The 15,767-nt window shown below is 63.7% G+C and carries 19 protein-coding genes; 13 read left to right on the top strand and 6 right to left on the bottom strand.

Annotated elements, in window-relative coordinates:
• Positions 1 to 39 precede the first annotated feature (39 nt).
• Positions 40 to 501: a transcriptional regulator AsnC gene (gene asnC, locus ACB033_RS19860; protein WP_005306422.1), complete on the top strand. Its 462-nt coding sequence runs from the start codon at positions 40 to 42 to the stop codon at positions 499 to 501.
• A 100-nt stretch (positions 502 to 601) separates the two neighbouring features.
• On the opposite strand, the gene ACB033_RS19855 is transcribed toward asnC, so the two are convergent.
• Complete coding sequence (locus ACB033_RS19855; protein WP_139724373.1) at positions 602 to 1,366, bottom strand: ABC transporter substrate-binding protein; 765 nt, start codon at positions 1,364 to 1,366, stop codon at positions 602 to 604.
• Between the two features lie 86 nt (positions 1,367 to 1,452).
• Here ACB033_RS19855 and ACB033_RS19850 point away from each other — a divergent pair, with 86 nt between their 5' ends.
• Positions 1,453 to 1,989: a DUF2301 domain-containing membrane protein gene (locus tag ACB033_RS19850; RefSeq protein WP_139724371.1), complete on the top strand. Its 537-nt coding sequence runs from the start codon at positions 1,453 to 1,455 to the stop codon at positions 1,987 to 1,989.
• Here the strand turns inward: ACB033_RS19850 and ACB033_RS19845 are convergent.
• Positions 1,986 to 2,390 carry a CBS domain-containing protein gene (locus tag ACB033_RS19845; RefSeq protein WP_017779305.1) on the bottom strand — a complete coding sequence of 135 codons (405 nt, stop codon included), beginning with the start codon at positions 2,388 to 2,390 and terminating at the stop codon, positions 1,986 to 1,988. The genes ACB033_RS19850 and ACB033_RS19845 overlap by 4 nt on opposite strands.
• Before the next feature lie 116 nt (positions 2,391 to 2,506).
• Here ACB033_RS19845 and ACB033_RS19840 point away from each other — a divergent pair, with 116 nt between their 5' ends.
• Positions 2,507 to 3,211, top strand: a complete 705-nt coding sequence (locus tag ACB033_RS19840; RefSeq protein ID WP_371140712.1) for an SDR family oxidoreductase — start codon at positions 2,507 to 2,509, stop codon at positions 3,209 to 3,211.
• 3 nt (positions 3,212 to 3,214) lie between these two features.
• On the opposite strand, the gene ACB033_RS19835 is transcribed toward ACB033_RS19840, so the two are convergent.
• Entirely contained in the window at positions 3,215 to 3,718 is a 504-nt protein-coding gene (locus tag ACB033_RS19835; RefSeq protein WP_043170621.1) for a 2-amino-4-hydroxy-6-hydroxymethyldihydropteridine diphosphokinase, read from the bottom strand.
• 129 nt (positions 3,719 to 3,847) lie between these two features.
• Between ACB033_RS19835 and ACB033_RS19830 the strand changes: the two genes are divergently transcribed.
• The 4 genes from ACB033_RS19830 to ACB033_RS19815 all read left to right on the top strand — a co-directional run bounded on the left by ACB033_RS19830 (position 3,848) and on the right by ACB033_RS19815 (position 7,239).
• Positions 3,848 to 3,940, top strand: a complete 93-nt coding sequence (locus ACB033_RS19830) for a YnhF family membrane protein (RefSeq protein ID WP_005306410.1) — start codon at positions 3,848 to 3,850, stop codon at positions 3,938 to 3,940.
• 97 nt (positions 3,941 to 4,037) lie between these two features.
• The gene (locus ACB033_RS19825; RefSeq protein WP_371140711.1) at positions 4,038 to 5,438 is read left to right on the top strand and encodes a sensor histidine kinase; all 1,401 of its coding nucleotides are present in this window, start codon (positions 4,038 to 4,040) and stop codon (positions 5,436 to 5,438) included.
• An 8-nt stretch (positions 5,439 to 5,446) separates the two neighbouring features.
• Positions 5,447 to 5,962, top strand: a complete 516-nt coding sequence (locus ACB033_RS19820) for a hypothetical protein (RefSeq protein ID WP_017764803.1) — start codon at positions 5,447 to 5,449, stop codon at positions 5,960 to 5,962.
• Complete coding sequence (locus tag ACB033_RS19815) at positions 5,959 to 7,239, top strand: sigma 54-interacting transcriptional regulator (protein ID WP_017779308.1); 1,281 nt, start codon at positions 5,959 to 5,961, stop codon at positions 7,237 to 7,239. The genes ACB033_RS19820 and ACB033_RS19815 overlap by 4 nt, the downstream gene beginning before the upstream one ends.
• A gap of 73 nt (positions 7,240 to 7,312) precedes the next feature.
• Here the strand turns inward: ACB033_RS19815 and ACB033_RS19810 are convergent, their stop codons facing one another.
• Complete coding sequence (locus tag ACB033_RS19810) at positions 7,313 to 7,795, bottom strand: DUF1097 domain-containing protein (protein ID WP_005306399.1); 483 nt, start codon at positions 7,793 to 7,795, stop codon at positions 7,313 to 7,315.
• A 370-nt stretch (positions 7,796 to 8,165) separates the two neighbouring features.
• Between ACB033_RS19810 and msrP the strand changes: the two genes are divergently transcribed.
• Positions 8,166 to 9,167: a protein-methionine-sulfoxide reductase catalytic subunit MsrP gene (msrP, locus tag ACB033_RS19805; RefSeq protein ID WP_123246558.1), complete on the top strand. Its 1,002-nt coding sequence runs from the start codon at positions 8,166 to 8,168 to the stop codon at positions 9,165 to 9,167.
• A 19-nt stretch (positions 9,168 to 9,186) separates the two neighbouring features.
• Positions 9,187 to 9,819, top strand: a complete 633-nt coding sequence (gene msrQ / locus ACB033_RS19800) for a protein-methionine-sulfoxide reductase heme-binding subunit MsrQ (RefSeq protein WP_005306391.1) — start codon at positions 9,187 to 9,189, stop codon at positions 9,817 to 9,819.
• Positions 9,820 to 9,863: 44 nt separating this feature from the next.
• On the opposite strand, the gene ACB033_RS19795 is transcribed toward msrQ, so the two are convergent.
• Positions 9,864 to 10,109: a PepSY domain-containing protein gene (locus ACB033_RS19795; protein ID WP_010635834.1), complete on the bottom strand. Its 246-nt coding sequence runs from the start codon at positions 10,107 to 10,109 to the stop codon at positions 9,864 to 9,866.
• Between the two features lie 63 nt (positions 10,110 to 10,172).
• Between ACB033_RS19795 and ACB033_RS19790 the strand changes: the two genes are divergently transcribed.
• From ACB033_RS19790 to ACB033_RS19775, 4 genes are all read left to right on the top strand, one after another.
• The gene (locus tag ACB033_RS19790) at positions 10,173 to 10,505 is read left to right on the top strand and encodes a PepSY domain-containing protein (protein ID WP_139724363.1); all 333 of its coding nucleotides are present in this window, start codon (positions 10,173 to 10,175) and stop codon (positions 10,503 to 10,505) included.
• An 84-nt stretch (positions 10,506 to 10,589) separates the two neighbouring features.
• Positions 10,590 to 11,246, top strand: coding sequence for a response regulator transcription factor (locus tag ACB033_RS19785; protein ID WP_005306366.1), 657 nt, complete (start codon positions 10,590 to 10,592; stop codon positions 11,244 to 11,246).
• Positions 11,247 to 11,283: 37 nt separating this feature from the next.
• Complete coding sequence (locus ACB033_RS19780; RefSeq protein WP_216973510.1) at positions 11,284 to 12,633, top strand: sensor histidine kinase; 1,350 nt, start codon at positions 11,284 to 11,286, stop codon at positions 12,631 to 12,633.
• 41 nt (positions 12,634 to 12,674) lie between these two features.
• On the top strand, positions 12,675 to 13,136 hold the full coding sequence (locus ACB033_RS19775) for a hypothetical protein (protein ID WP_010635837.1): 462 nt from the start codon (positions 12,675 to 12,677) through the stop codon (positions 13,134 to 13,136).
• Between the two features lie 146 nt (positions 13,137 to 13,282).
• Here the strand turns inward: ACB033_RS19775 and torA are convergent, their stop codons facing one another.
• A complete protein-coding gene (gene torA / locus ACB033_RS19770) occupies positions 13,283 to 15,763 on the bottom strand; it encodes a trimethylamine-N-oxide reductase TorA (RefSeq protein ID WP_216973509.1) in 2,481 nt (826 codons plus the stop codon).
• Between the last annotated feature and the right edge of the window lie 4 nt (positions 15,764 to 15,767).

Raw genomic sequence — 15,767 nt, 5'->3', positions numbered from 1 at the left:
GGGTTATTAATGATGAATCATCAAAGGGAGTGCAAAAAAGTGCCGGAAAATTATCGGATCGATAATCTCGATCAGGCCATCCTCACCGCCCTGATGGAGAATGCACGGCTGCCTTACGCCGAGCTGGCCAAACAACTGCTGGTCAGCCCGGGCACCATCCATGTGCGGGTGGAGAAGATGAAGCAGGCGGGCATCATCGAGGGAACGCGGGTGCAGGTGAACCCGAAGAAGCTGGGTTACGACGTCTGCTGCTTCATCGGCATCAACCTGAAGAGCGCCAAGGATTACCCCTCGGCGCTGGCCAAGCTGCAGGCGCTGGACGAGGTGGTGGAGGCTTACTACACCACGGGCCACTACAGCATCTTCATGAAGGTGATGACCCGCTCCATCGACGAGTTGCAGACCGTGCTGATCCACAAGATCCAGACCATCGACGAGATACAGTCCACCGAGACGCTGATCTCGCTGCAGAACCCGATCCTGCGGGATGTAAAACCTTGAGCCGGGTTGCATGAGAGGGATGTAGAGATCCACTCCCGTACGAGACGCTTGTCTCGCTGCAAAACTCGAGCTTGCGGGATATGAAGCCCTGACCGGCCGATCAGGGTTCGATATAGGGGATGCCGTACTTGTCGTAGAGGGCCTTGAGCCGGCCGTCGCGTTTCATGCGCAGCAGCTCGGCGTCATAGGCCGCCATCTGGGCCGGGGTATTCTGGTCGGCGCGGGTGCGGGCCCAGGTGTTGAAGTAGGGGCTGCTCTTGAGCGGTTTGGGCAGGTAGTCGAGCTTGCCCTCCAGTCCCTCCTCCCTGATCTGGGCGAAGGCGGTGACCAGCGGCATGGGGACCGTATCGATTCGTCCGGCCAGCAGCTTGCGCAGCTGCAGCTGGTTCATGGTGATCTCCTGGAAGTGATAGGAGGGATCGGTGAGGGCGGCGGCCAGCTCGGGGGTGTAGGAGAAATCCTTGGTCACTCCGATGCGCCAGGGTTTGAGGTCGGCCAGCGTCTCGTAGCGGATCTTCAGCAGGTCGGCCTTGCGCACGAAAAAGTGCCAGCTGTGGCGGATATGGGCCTGCTGGGGGTAGATGAGGTAGCGTTCCCGCTCCGCCTTGTAGGAGTGCGTCATCACCACATCGCAAACACCGGTCTCTGCGTTGCGGGTGAGACGGGCACCGGAATCGGCCAGCTCGATCTTGATGGGGATCTTGAGTCTGCCAAAGATGGTGGTGACGATGTCGACATCGAGCCCTCTGGGCTGCTGAGCGGCATCGAGGTATTTGAGCGGGGGTTCCATCGTGCCACAGACGATCAGCTCCCTGGCAAAGGGGCTGAGCGGGAACAGTAGCCAAAGCAGGTGGATTACACGCAAACTACCTCTCCTGAACCCATTTGAAGATTATCTGGCACCTGATACCAGTATATTGGGTTGCCCCTGATTAGTAGAGGCGACTGTATATGGCAAACCCTGAAATTGAAAGCGAGCTGGACGGCATCGACAGGCTGTCGGTCTGCCTCTATCGCCTGGGCTTGAGTCTGGCAGCCTTGCTGCTGCTGTGTCGAGGGGCAAGCTTGCTGATCGGGCAGGATTTTTTGACGCCGGCACAGTGGCTGACGGCGCTGGCCGTGGCCAGCGGGGTATGCGGCCTGTGCCTGCATGTCTATGACAAGCGCATTCGCTTCTTGCTGCAGGGGCTGGGCTGGGGCGCCCTGTTGCTCAGTGCGAGCGGGGCGCCGGATGTGCTGGTGCTGGGAGCGGCCCTTGCCATGCTGGCGGGGCTGGCCTTCAAGGAGCAGTTCTGCTTCGCCATTCCGGGGATCAGGGCGGTGCCCCTGCTGCTGCCCCTGTTGTGGCTGCTGGAGCTGACCGGCATCGGCTGGGCCGCCGCCCTGGTGGCGCTGGTGTGTGGAGCGCTGCTCACTCTGCTCGCGCTGGCAAAATGGCGGATGCCCCTGCACTTCGATATCGGCGACAAGGGGCGTTACCAGATTTAGGTGGGCAGGCAGGCCTTCATCTGCGCGTTGAGGGCCTGCATCACCTGCCGGCGGCTGATGATGCCTATTACCCGATTGCCCTCCAGCACCGGATAGACCTTGGGTTTGGCCCCGGTCATCTGGCGGGCCAGCTCCAGTATGCTGTCGTCCGGGCTGACCGAGAGCGGGGTTCGGTTCATCAGATCCTCGACCCGGGTGCGGGTATCGCAGTGATAGCTGCCGGTGAGCAGGCTCGGGATGCAATCCTGCTCGGAGAGAAACCCGATCAGCTGCTGCTGCGGGTCCAGCACCGGCAGGCCGCTCAGGCCGGCGTCATGCAGTCGGTCCAGCGCCTCGGCCAGGCCGAGCTGCGGGGTGAGGGAGTGGGTCAGACGGCTCATGTGATCGCGGATCTGCAACATGGAAGTGGCTCCGTAAGGTGATGATGGGGCCACTATGCCCGCCGGATGGCGGCAACGGCCAATGGCTTGTGCCGTGGGGATCGATAGGCATTCCTGCGGATAAGAGAGGAGGGATTATGCGTGCATTGGTGACAGGATGTGGCCGTCGGCTCGGTTTCTATCTGTGCGAACAGCTGGTGGCGGCAGGCTGGCAGGTAACCGGCAGCTATCGCAGCGAGCGACCGGAGCTGGCGCGGTTGCGGGCGCTGGGGGTGACGCTGGTGCAGGCCGACTTCAACCGGGAGGAAGAGGTGGGCCGGCTCATCGAGGTGCTGGCCTCCCAGCCGGATCTGGCGCTGGTGATCCACAACGCCTCGGCCTTTGAGCCGCAGGCGAGCGAGCCGGCGGCCCAGCTGGCCCAGTTTGATCAATTCTACCGGGTGCACATGGCGGCCCCTTTCCAGCTCAACCGGGGGCTGGCCCCTCAGCTGGCGCGCCATCCCAACGCCAGCATCATCCACATCACCGACATCTATATCCACGCCCCGGCGCCCCAGTTCGCCAGCTATGTGGCCACCAAGGCGGGGGCCCATTCGCTCGCCATGAGCTTTGCCCGCGAGCTGGCGCCGGCCATCCGGGTCAACACCATAGAGCCTGGCCCCATTCTGTTTCTCGACGAGCATGGGGATGCGTGGCGTGAACAGGTGCTGGCGAAGACGCCGCTGGCGCGGGAAGGGGGGCTGGCGCCCATCTGGCAGGCGGTGCAGTTGCTGATGCAGAACGACTACATGACCGGGGCCAGCATCCGGGTGGATGGTGGCCGCAGTCTGGCCGTCATCTAGCCATCAACAGGGGATGGCCATGTCGCGCTGCAGGGCGACGGGGGCCAGGCCGACCTGCCCCTCCTCGATCACCTTGCCCGCCATCAGCCGGGTGTGCAGCGGCAGGGTCACCTTGGGGTCGTGCACCTCTCCTTTGCCGTAGAGTTCTGCCAACAGCTCGTCGAGATAGGCGTCAACTTGGGCGGCGGAGAAGTCGTCGTCCTCGCTGCTGGCCAGGATGTCGATGTCCAGCGGACGGTCCCGCACCTTGCAGTGCGGATCGCTGCGATCCCGCCCGTGGGCCAGCTCCATGGCGATGAAGTGTGCCTTGAGTCTGGGCTGAGCCAGCTCGCTCTCGGCGACAAACAGGCAGTTGAGAAAGTCATGGCTTGAATGCATGCCGACCGGCTTGGTCTGGATCACCGAACTGAGCCGCAGGCGGCCAAAGTGGGCAAGCAGCTCGGCAACCGCCTGGCCGACATGCTGGTGGGGGTCAAGATTCGACCCTATGCTACACAGATAGAACATGTCATCAGTCCTTTGATAGGGCTCATCTGAAATTCTTACACAGCTCACGGTTATCGGCTTAACTATGCATTAACATCTGTTTGTCTGTTGTGATCAGGCTCTATCATCTTGGCAAGAAAGGAGATTTGCATGAGTGTGGAACTGAAATGGGCACTGCTGACCGCCTCGGGTGCGTTGGCCATGATCCTGATTATCTGTGTGGTATCCGTGGGTCTGGCATGACCCCGGAAGAGAGCATGAACCGGCCTTCTGGCCGGTTTTGCTTTTTGGGGGAGTGCGGATATGCTGACCCACCCCAGATGAAGTGAGACCGCACAAGATGACCAAGGTACGCCCACGCTCCCTGCTGCAAGTGGTATTGATGGGGTTCGTCCTGGTGTTGATGCCGCTGGGTGGCATGATCTGGCATGACAGCCAGGCCCTCGACCACCTCAGCCAGTTGACCAGCGACGAGCTGGAGCGGGCGGTGCGCGATACCCGCCGGGCCACTCTGCTGACCACCCAGGCCATCGATCTTGAGCGCACCCTGCGCCGTTATGCGGTGCTCGGGGATGAGCGCATCCTGACCAGTTACCAGCAGCAGCTGGCGAGCTACCGCGACCAGCTGGCCGCCCACCAGAGTTCCATTCCTGACGCCGAGGCTTATGGAAGCATCGAGCAGGCCCTCGTCTGGCTCGACAGCTTGCAGGATCTTGCCCGTGCCAAGGCCGAGTCCAACAGCCCCAAGTTTGACGAGTTCAACGAGGCCAACCAGCAGCTCGAGATCATCACTCGCAGTCAGGTAGACGATCACGTCAGCAAGGTGCGGGCCACCATCGCCGCCCTGATGACCGAGATCTGGTGGGTCAGCGGTTTCGTGGCAGTGCTCAGCCTGCTGCTGGTCTTGCTGTTTACCTACCTGATCATCCACCCCGTGCGTCAGATTGAGTCGCGGATCTTGAGTCTGGGGGCCGGTGTGGAGCCGGACAAGCGGCCGGTGGACGGGCCGGCCGAACTGGTGCTGCTGGGGGAGCGGATCGGCTGGCTGCACGACAAACTGAAGGAGCTGGAGCAGCAGAAATACCAGTTCCTGCGCCACGTTTCCCACGAGCTGAAGACCCCGCTGGCAGTGCTGCGGGAGGGGGCGGATCTGCTCTCCGAGCAGCTTGTAGGGCCGCTCACCCAGGATCAGCAGGAGATCTGCCAGATGCTGGAGGAGAACAGCCGGCGTCTGCAGACCCTTATTGAGCGACTGCTTGATTTCAACCGGCTCAGCCAGCAGGAGGTGTTCACCCTGACGCCGGTGGCAGTGGCGCCCCTGCTGTCAGAATTATCTGCAGAATACCGACTGGCGCTGGAATCCAAACAAATCAGTGTACACTTGCCGACCGATCCGATCACGCTGAAAGCGGAGCCATATCGCTTGCGGCTGATCCTCGATAATCTGTTCTCCAATGCGGTCAGCTACGGTGCCAAGGGGGGACAGATCTGGATCCGTGCCGGGCAGGATGGCAACGGCAGCTGGCTGGAGGTGGCCAACGAGGGGCCCGCCATTCCCGTGGCCGAACGGGAGCGGATCTTCGAACCCTTCGAGCAGGGCAGTATTGTGCGCCAGGGCTTGCTGAAAGGCTCCGGAATGGGGCTCTCCATCGCCCGGGAATCGGCGATGAGCCTTGGCGGCGAGTTGGTATTGGTTGAAGATGAACAGGCGGATGTCTGTTTCCGGTTGACGTTGAAGTGAAGCCCAAGATGAAACAATGTGTTGTTCCGGTATTGATGATGAGCCTGCTCACAGGCTGTTCCCTGCTGCCAGCGCGTGACCCGGCGGCGTCGCCGGATCTTGCCCTCGCCAAGCGGATGGAGTTTGCCAACAAGGAGATGCAGGTGCGCCTGCAATACTCGGACTGGCTGCTGGCCAGCCATGCCCAGCAACGGGCCCAGGAGCGCCAGCGCCTCAAGGGGGCTACCGACCTCGAGAGCCGGGTCAGCCTGGCCATGGTCAACACCCACCCGTCCGAATCGGTGGCAAGCCGGCGAGCCGGTCTGGACAAGCTCAAGAGCCTGCTGCCCGAGCTCGGCCTGGATGCCCAGGCCTTCCTGCGCAGCTGGATTGCCCTCGGCGAGGAGCTGCTGGCCCGTGACAGCCGGCGCGACGATCAGAGTCAGGAGGTGCAGCGTCTGCGCCGCCAGATCGAGCAGCTCTCCGCCATCGATGAACAGCTCAATCAGCGCAAGCTGAATGGCAACGGCGAGGCGCTGAAATGAGTCGCATCCTGCTGGTTGATGATGATGCCAGCCTGCTCAAGCTGATGAGCATGCGTCTGCGCAGCCAGGGTTATGAGGTGGATACCGCCGACAGTGCCGAAGGGGCGCTGGACCGGCTGCGCCAGCAACGGGCCGATCTGGTGCTGAGCGACTTGCGCATGGCCGGCATGGACGGGCTGGCGCTGTTCGAGCGGATCCAGTCCCAGTGGTTGGGGCTGCCGGTCATCATCATGACCGCCCACGGCACCATCCCGGACGCCATTCAGGCGACCCGCTCCGGGGTGTTCAGCTTTCTGACCAAGCCCATCGACAAGGACGAGCTGTTCGCCACCATAGAGCATGCGCTGAGCCTGACGCGCCCAAAGCAGCGCCAGGAGTGGCAGTCGCTGATCCTGACCCGCAACCCGCAGATGGAGCAGTTGCTGATCCAGGCCAGCAGCATCGCCACCATGGAGGTGCCGGTGCTGATCATGGGCCCTTCCGGTTCCGGCAAGGGGGTGATGACCCAGGCCCTGCACCAGGCCAGCAGCCGGCGTGATCAGCCGCTGTATGTGATCAACTGTGCCGCGCTGCCCTGGGCGGCGCTGGATCTGCAGCTGTTCGGCGAGGATGGCCAGTCCGGCCTGTTTGAGCAGGCCAAGGGTGCGACCCTGTTTCTCGACGAGATAGGGGATCTGTCGGAGTCACTGCAGGCCAAGCTGCTGCAGGTATTGCAGGAGTACGGCCAGGGCACGCCTGAGGTGCGGGTCATCAGCTCCAGCCATCAGGATCTGGTGGCGGCGATGGAGGAGGGGCGCTTTCGGGAAGATCTCTTCTATCGGCTCAACGTGGCCAACATCACAATGCCGCCCCTCAGTGCCCGCAGCGAGGATATCCCCTTGCTGGCCAGGCAGGCGCTGGACGAGTATCGCAGCCGCCACGGCGAATGCGCCGCCCTCGGCTTCTCGCCGGAGGCGCTGGCGTTGCTGGCGGCGGCGGCCTGGCCCGGCAACGTGCGCCAGCTCTACAGCGTGGTGGAGCAGCTGGCCAGCCTCTGTTGCAGCCCGGTGATCGGCGCCGCCATGGTGGAGTCTGCCCTGAGTGGCGGCAGTGGTGGCATCCCCTCGTTCAACGAGGCGCGGGCCGAGTTTGAGAAGGAGTATCTGATCCGGCTGCTGCGCACCACCGAGGGCAATGTCACCCTGGCGGCCAGCATGGCGGGCAGAAACCGCACCGACTTCTACAAGCTGTTGAACCGGCACGGCATAGAAGCAGCGAACTTCAAGTCGAAGGGATAAATGACAGAGGGGCGGCCCGTTGATGAGGGGCCGCCCCTCTGGTTTTAGACCGAATCGGTCACGTTAGGCCGGCTCAAGCCGGGTCGGTGACGCCAGCCGTGGCCTGGGTTTTCTGGGTCTTATGGGAGAGCCAGAGGCCGCTCGCCTTCATCAGGTAGCCGAACAGCGCACCTATCACCAGGGAGGGCAGGATCAGCCGCCACTCTCCCGCTGCCCCGAAGGTCGCGCAGCAACCGGCGAAGGTGCCGGGAATGTAGGAGAGCCACTGTTGCCTGGCCTGCACGCACATCAGGGTCGCCACCACCCCGGTCATCAGGTAACCCGCCACCCCGGCGCCCCACCAGGCGTCGCCATGGATCAGCAGCAGGGCCCACAGCATGCCGCTGGCATTGCACAGCAGGGTTTGCAGCAGCGCCTTGTAGCCGCCGCTGGAGGCGAAGTAGCTGGTGCAGCCGAGGAAGCCGACCCAGGAGATGAGGCCGAGGGTGACGGCGACCCAGCCCCAGACGGCGGAGAGGATCCCGGTCGTGATGGCGATGGCGATCAATGGGCTCATGGCGTGACTCTTCAGTAGTGAAATCCGGAAAAAGGGGAGCCTACCCCGCGCAGGGGGGGCGGCAAGCAGGGGCGGAATTGTGTGTGATCTGCATCACTCATTTCAACTCAGGAATACGCTTGCGCTCGCGAAAAAAATTCATGGTGAGGCGGTCGTGTCTGCACCATAGTTAGAGGCCCTGTCCTGCTCATGGAGTGAGTCTGATGGTGCCAAATGTGATCGTTCCCCTGCTGGTGTTCGTAGTGCTGTTTCTGGTCGGAACCATGGCCAAGGCACTGCCCCTCTATCAGTTCATGTAATTTTCCGTGAAATAAAACTCGGCCGGGGCGGGTCTTATGATTGTTACCCTCATCGCCCCGGGAGTTTTTCCATGTTGCTCAAGCGCCGCTCTGCCCATCACCTCACCGAACAGGATGTCACGCCGGAAGCCGTCTATCAGGATCGTCGCCTGATCCTGAAAGGGCTGGGGCTCGGCGCCGCCACCCTGGCGTTGCCGACCCAGGCCGGGGTGCTCGATCTCTTCTCTGGCGACAAGCCGGCACCGGTCGCCACCCGGGCGCTCAACATCCACGCTGCCGCCCGGCCGGAGGGGCTGACCCTCACGCCGGAGGAGAAGGCCACCACCCACAACAACTTCTACGAGCTGGGTACCGACAAGGGGGATCCGGCCCGCAATGGCCACTACCTCAAGCCCGAGCCCTGGACTCTGAAGGTAGAGGGGGAGGTGGCCAAGCCGTTTACCCTGGATGTGTGGGATCTCATCAACAAGAGCACGCTCGAGGAGCGTATCTACCGGCTGCGCTGCGTGGAGGCCTGGTCCATGGTGCTGCCCTGGAGCGGCATCGCGCTGGCGGACCTCATTCGCCGGGCCGAGCCCACCAGCCGTGCCAGGTTTGTGGCCTTCGAGACCCTCTATGATCCGGAGCAGCTGCCCGGTCAGGCTTCCCGCTCCCTCGGCGGCGGCATCGACTATCCCTATGTCGAGGGGCTGCGCATCGACGAGGCGATGCATCCGCTCTCCTTCCTGGCGATGGGGCTCTATGGCAAGGCGCTGCCGGCCCAGAACGGTGCGCCGATCCGGTTGGTGGTGCCCTGGAAGTACGGCTTCAAGAGCATCAAGAGCATCGTCTCCATCCGGCTGGTGGAGGAGATGCCGCCCACCACCTGGAACCTGCTGGCCCCCAACGAATACGGCTTCTACGCCAACGTCAATCCAGCGGTGGATCACCCGCGCTGGAGTCAGGCCAGCGAGCGCTTCATCGGCGAGGGGGGCATCTTCGGCGCCAAGCGCCAGCCGACCCTGATGTTCAATGGCTATGCCGACGAGGTGGCGTCCCTCTATCAGGGCATGGACCTGCGCAAGTGGTATTGAGACGAAAGGAGCTGACATCATGACTCTGCGACTGACGGCGCGTCACATCACCTTGCTGCGGGCGCTGGTACACCTCGCCTCGCTGGGGTTTCTGCTCTGGCTGCTGGTGGCCGTGCCCGGCGGTCTGCTGGGAGGGGATCCGGTACAGGGGCTGACCCACTATCTGGGCAAGGGGGCGCTCAATCTGCTGTTGCTCACCCTGCTGGTGTCGCCGCTGGCCAAACGCTGGCGGCAGGGGCAGCTCATCAAGCTGCGCCGCCCGCTCGGGCTCTGGTGCGCCGCCTGGGCCGGTCTGCACTTTATGGTCTGGCTGGGGCTGGATCTGCAGTTTGACTGGCGGCTGATTGGCGGCGAGCTGGTCAAGCGCAGTTATATAGTGGTGGGTATGGTGGCGCTGCTGTTGCTGCTGGCGCTCAGCCTCACCTCGATCCCGGCCCTGCTGCGGCGCATGGGGCCGGCTTGGCAGAAGCTGCACAACTGGATCTACGCGGTGGCCCTGCTGGTGCCGGTGCACTACTGGTGGTCGCTCAAGAGCGGCTGGCAGGAGCCCCTCATCTACCTGTTGCTGGCCTGTGCCCTGCTGGTGCCACGCCGCGACAAGCTGCTGCGCCCCTGGCGCCGGCTTCGGCCGCAGAAACTGAGGGAGGCATGAGGTCTTAAGTACGCCGCCCCGACAACCCGCAATAAAAAAGAGGCCTAGTCGGCCTCTTTTTTGATGTCACCCGTATGGGCGTCGACCAGGAGTCGCACCCGCTGCCCCTGGGCATCCAGGGTTTCCACCTCGAATTTGTCCCCTTCCAGCTCCACTTCCCGAATGTCGTGATACCCTTGGGCCACCAGCAGCTTGACCAGCCCGGCCATGTCGAGACGGCTTTCGGCCGCCCAGCCGAGGGTGGAGAAGAGGCAAAGGATCAGCAGGAAACTGCGTCGGATCATATTCATTCCGGATTCATGGCTGGCAGACTATAAACGGCATTATGTTAGGTTTTGGGAGATGAATCATCCATGAATAGAGCCCTGTCTCTGCTTGGGTTGCTGCTGCCGGCACTGGCACAGGCGGCCACGCCGAACGAGGCCTTGCTGCAGCAGGCGGTCAGCGAGGGACGGGTGCGCCCCTTTCATGAGGTGATGGAGGTGGCTTCCCGCCTGCCGGTACGGGTGCTGCGGGTCGATCTGGGGGAGGAGGACGGCATCTGGCTGTACGAACTCAAGCTGATCGACAGCGAGAACAGCGTCATCAAGGTGGGCTATCGGGCCGACAATCTGGAGATGGTGTGGCTCAAGGGTCACCATCTGGAGCGGCTGTTCGAACCGCGTCCGCCCCTGGAAGAGGAGTAACGGCGTGAGCCCGCGAACCCACCGTCCGGTTCGTCCCCCCAACTGCTGCCGGTACCGGCACAACCCTGCTTTGGATACCCATTTATGCGAATTCTGATAGTTGAAGATGAGAAGACCCTGGCTGGCCAGCTGGCGGAACAGCTGCGCCTGTCCGGTTTCGTGACCGACCTTTGCCACGATGGCAACGAGGCCGGCTTTCTCGGCGAGACTGAACCCTATGACGCCATCATTCTGGATCTCGGTCTGCCGGGCCGCGACGGCCTGAGCGTGCTCAAAGAGTGGCGCAGCAAGGGGATCGACACCCCGGTACTGGTGCTGACCGCCCGTGGCCAGCTGCACGAGAAGATCGAGGGGCTCAACGCCGGGGCCGACGACTACCTCACCAAGCCGTTCCAGGTGGCCGAGCTGGTGGCCCGGGTCCATGCCCTGGTGCGGCGGGCGGCGGGCAACGCCAGCTCGATCCTGGAGATCGGCGGAGTGCGGCTCGACATGGCGGCGTCCCAGGTGTGGTACGAAGGCACCCCCATCAAGCTGACCGCCCACGAGTTTCGGGTGCTCGGCTATCTGATGCAGCACAGGGGCAAGGTGGTGTCGCGCAGCGAGCTGATCGACCACATCTACGCCCAGGATTTCGACCGCGACTCCAACACGGTGGAGGTGTTCATCGGCCGGATCCGCAAGAAGACCCACGCCGATCTGATCGAGACGGTGCGCGGCCTCGGCTACCGGATCAACGAATGAACCGGCACTTGATGCCCCCTTGCGCAGGAGTGGCTGAATGAGGCTGGTGCGCACCCTGCGGGGGCGGCTGGTGGTCATCGCCATGGTCTGGTGCGGCCTGTTCCTGTTTGCCACCGGCTTCAGCCTGCAGACCATGATGCGCAACTACTGGCAGGAGGCGGAGGCCGACGGCCTGCGCCTGCAGCTCTACGATCTGCTCTCCCGCCTCGAGATCCAGCCGGATGGCCTGCCGGTGGTCACCGAACCCATGGCCGATCCCCGCTTTCGCCAGCCCTACTCAGGTTACTACTGGCAACTGGAGCTGGGGGAGAGCGTGGTCAGCCGCTCCCGCTCCCTGTGGGATGTGCACCTCGACGTGCACGGCCTGAAGTCGGCCTTCGGCGATCCGGATCTGTTCGTCGGCAAGGGGCCCAACAAGGAGCCGCTGCTGATCATGACCCGTACCGTGCTGCTGCCCGGTTCGGATCGGGTGTTCACCCTGGTGATGGCCAAGGACAGCAGCGCCCTGACCCAGACCCTGAAGAAGACCCGCATCAGCCTGTTCCTCGGCCTCGGCTTTGCCGCGACCGGGCTGGTGCTCGGCTTCATGTTCCAGATCGTCTACGGCCTGCGGCCGCTGCACCTGTTGCGGCGCGAGCTGAGCCGGGTCCATCAGGGCCATCAGGAGGGGTTCCGGCTGCGCTACCCGCTGGAGATCCAGCCGCTGGTGGAGGACATCAACCGGCTGCTGCACCACTATGGCGAGCTGTTGCAGCGGGCCCGCTCCCACACCGGCAACCTGGCCCACGCCCTCAAGACGCCGCTCAGCATCATGCGCAACCAGGTGGCCCAGCTGCCACCGGAGGATCAGGCCGCCCTCGGCGAGCAGCTCGATCAGATCCAGCGCCACATCGACTACCACCTCGGCAAGGCGCGGGTGACCGGCGCCGCCAAGATCCTCGGGGTGTCGACCCCGGTGCGGGCGCGGGTGGAGTACATCTGCCGCGCCTTCTCCCGCCTCTATCCGGGCCGGGAAGTGGATCTGCAGGTGCCGGCCACCCTGGCGGTCGGGGTGGAGGAGCAGGACTTCGACGAGATGGTGGGCAACCTGCTGGAGAACGCCTTCAAGTGGTCGGTCGGCCGGCTGCGCATCTCCAGCGCCGAGCTGGGGGGCTGGATCACCCTGCGCATCGAGGATGATGGTCCCGGCATGAGCGAGGATCAGATCGCCAAGGCAGTGCTGCGCGGGGTGCGGCTCGACGAGAAGGTGCCGGGTTCGGGGCTGGGGCTCAACATCGTCTCCGATCTGGCGGAAGCCTACCGCGGCAGCCTCATCATGGGACGCGCCGAACTGGGCGGGCTGGCTGCTTCCCTCTCGCTGCCCAAGGTGGCAAGAGTGGAGAGCTAGGCATAAGATATGGCACCTGTTTTAGCCTGAGGAAGAGAACCATGACCGATGATCCATGGGCACTGTGTCACCTCGACGATTCGTTCGATGCCTCCGTGCTGGGCACCAAGGGGGCCCAGATCCAGTGGTTTGAGGATCGCGACAGCCTGATTGCCTTCCTGCTGGAAGATTTCGTCGACCTGCTGGCCGACGTGGGCGAGCTGGATGAGGATCAGACCGAGCGGGCGCGCGAGCGCTTCACCCTGCTGGTGGAGCAGAGCTTCGACGATCGCGGCCTGATGGACGCCATCAACGATCTCGCCTCCGGCCTGCGCCGCATCGCCTGGCTGGGGCCGCTCTCCGAGCTGGCCGAGCTGAGCGATGACTTCGCCTCCGGCCTGCGCCGCTACTTCTGGAGCCAGTACGACGGGGATGAAGATGACCCGGATGCCTGGGTGCCGGAAGAACTCTGGCCTCAGCTGGTGGAGTGTGCGGAAGAGTACATGGTGGAAGGGGACTTCTGATTCTGAGCCCTTGTCCGCGCTCTGGCTGCAAAGCGGGTGGAGTGTGCACAAGAGTAGATGGTTGAGGGTGGCTTCCGAGTCACACCACAAACCGCGATAAGAAAACGGCGCCTTGATGGCGCCGTTTTTGTTGCTCAGTCCTCTGCTCAGGCGTTGGCCGGCACCGCATGGGCGGTGTTGACCGGGGCCGGGCCCTGGTACTTCTCGATCTGCAGCTGGGCCATGTGACCGCAGTTGCCCTGCGCCAGGCTGGAGGTGCCCTCGTCGAAGGTGAGGCAGTTGACGTTGCCGTTCTTGCACAGGCTCCCCGCCTCGCCCGGTTTGGCCGGATCGAACCAGGCCCCTTCGCACACCCGCACCACCCCCGGGCGGATGTCGGTCGAGAGCAGGGCCCCCACCAGGATCTGGCCGCGGTCGTTGAAGGCCCGCACCAGATCGCCATCCTGGATGCCGCGTGCCTTGGCGTCGTCCGGGTGGATCAGGATCGCCTCGCGATCGGCGATGGCGAACTTGTCCCGCAGCGGGGTGTTGTCGAGCTGGGAGTGCAGCCGCTGGGTCGGGTGCGAGGTGTTGAGCGACAGCGGATAGCGGGTTGCCTCCTTGCTCTTGATCCACTCCTTGGGCTCATACCACTTGGGATGGCCGGCGCAGTCGGCATAACCCATGCCGGCCACCGTGCTGGAGAAGATCTCGATCTTGCCGGACGGGGTACCGAGCGGGTTGAGCAGCGGGTTCTCGCGGAAATCGGCGTGACGGATCCACTGGCGGTTCGCCTCGGGCACCGGGAAGCGGATGTAGTTGTTGGACTCCCAGAACATGTTGAACGGCGGCAGCGCCACCCGGGCGCCGCGGGCCTGGGCGGCCATGCCGTCGTACATCTGCTTGAGCCACAGCATCTCGTCCTTACCTTCGGTGTACTGCTCCTGCAGACCCAGCTTGGCGGCGACGTCGCGGAAGATGTCGAAGTCATTGCGCGCCTCGAACTGGGGCGGCACGCACTGGTGCATCGGGAAGACGTAGCGCTGGGAGTAGTCGCCGCCCATCTCCAGATCGTTGCGCTCGTAGCTGGTGGTGGCCGGCAGCACGATGTCGGCGTGCTTGGCGGTGGCGGTCCAGTAAGGCTCGTGCACGATCACGGTCTGCGGCTTGCGCCAGGCCTTGACCAGGTTGTTGGTGTCCTGGTGGTGGTGGAAGGGGTTGCCGCCCGCCACGTAAACCAGCTTGATGTCCGGGTAGGTCACCTTGCGGCCGTTGAAGTCGATGGTCTTGCCGGGGTTGGCCAGACAGTCAGCGATGCGGGCCACCGGGATCGGCGCCGGCCCGTTCTTCGGCGCATTGCCGGCGGAGATGCCCGCCAGGATGCCGCCCTTGGCGGTGGGGCTGCCACCGGAAGAGTAGTGGTAGCTGAAGCCGTAACCGCCGCCCGGCAGGCCGATCTGGCCCAGCATGGCGGCCAGGGTGACCAGCATCCAGTTGGGCTGTTCGCCGTGCTGCTGCCGCTGCATGCCCCAGCCCGCCATGATCATGGTGCGCTTGGACGCCATGTCGAGGGCCAGCTGGCGGATCACCTTGGCGTCGACACCGCAGATGGTGCTCGCCCACTCGGCGCTCTTCGGCTGGCCGTCTTCCTTGCCGAGCAGATAGGCGAGGAACTTGTCGAAGCCGGTGGTGTAGCGGTCGAGGAAGGCTTGATCGTGCTTCTGCTCGCTGTAGAGGGTGTGGGCTACCCCCAGCATCATGGCCACGTCTGTGTAGGCATTCGGCGCAATCCATTCAGCCCCGGCCAGTTTGGCGGTTTCGTTGTAGACAGGGTCGATGCTGATGATGCGGGTACCCTTCTCCTTGAGCGCCTTGAAGCCGGCCTGACCTTCGTGATCCGGCATGTTCCAGCTGTTCTTCAGGGTGACCTGGGCGTTGACCCCCCACAGCACCACCAGTTCGGCGTGCTCGATGACGTTGGGCCAGGCGGTCTGCTGCTCATACACCTCGATGGAGCCCATCACGTGGGACATGATCACCTGGGCTGCGCCGGCGGAGTAGTCGCCGGCATAGCCGGTGAAGCCGCCCGCCAGGTTCATCAGGCGGTGCAGCAGGGTGCGGCTGTTGTGGAACATGCCGACGCTCTTCCAGCCGTAGGAACCGGCGTGGATCGCCTGCGGGCCGAAGTCGCTCTGCACCCGGCTGATTTCGCCGGCCACCAGGGCGATGGCCTTCTCCCAGCTCACCCGCACCCACTCGTCGGCGCCGCGCAGCTCGGGTTTTGCACCCGGGCCCTGCTCCAGCCAGCTCTTGCGCACCATGGGGTACTTGATGCGGTTCTTGGCGTGGACCTGGAACGGCGCCATGTCGATGAGATCGTTGGGGGCCGGATCATCGGCCACCGGCTGGACCCGTACCATGCGGCCCTCTTCGACGATGGCCTCGAAGGCCCCCCAGTGAGCGCCGGTCAGGATGCCTTTCTGGGCCGGCACCAGGGTCGGGAACTGTTCAAGGGCCGTACTGATGGCCTGGGCCAGCGCGCTTTTCGGGAAGACGCCGGCCAGCAGCGGCAGGGCGGCACAGGCGCCGAGCCCCTTGAGCAGGTTGCGGCGGGAGAGATTGGTTTGCTTATCGGTAAAAAAAGTCATGACG

The sequence above is a fragment of the Aeromonas sp. S15(2024) genome (assembly GCF_041402265.1).
Classification (GTDB): domain Bacteria; phylum Pseudomonadota; class Gammaproteobacteria; order Enterobacterales; family Aeromonadaceae; genus Aeromonas; species Aeromonas dhakensis.
The sequence above is the reverse complement of the archived record's forward strand: the minus strand, read 5'-3'. Positions and strand labels throughout refer to the sequence as shown.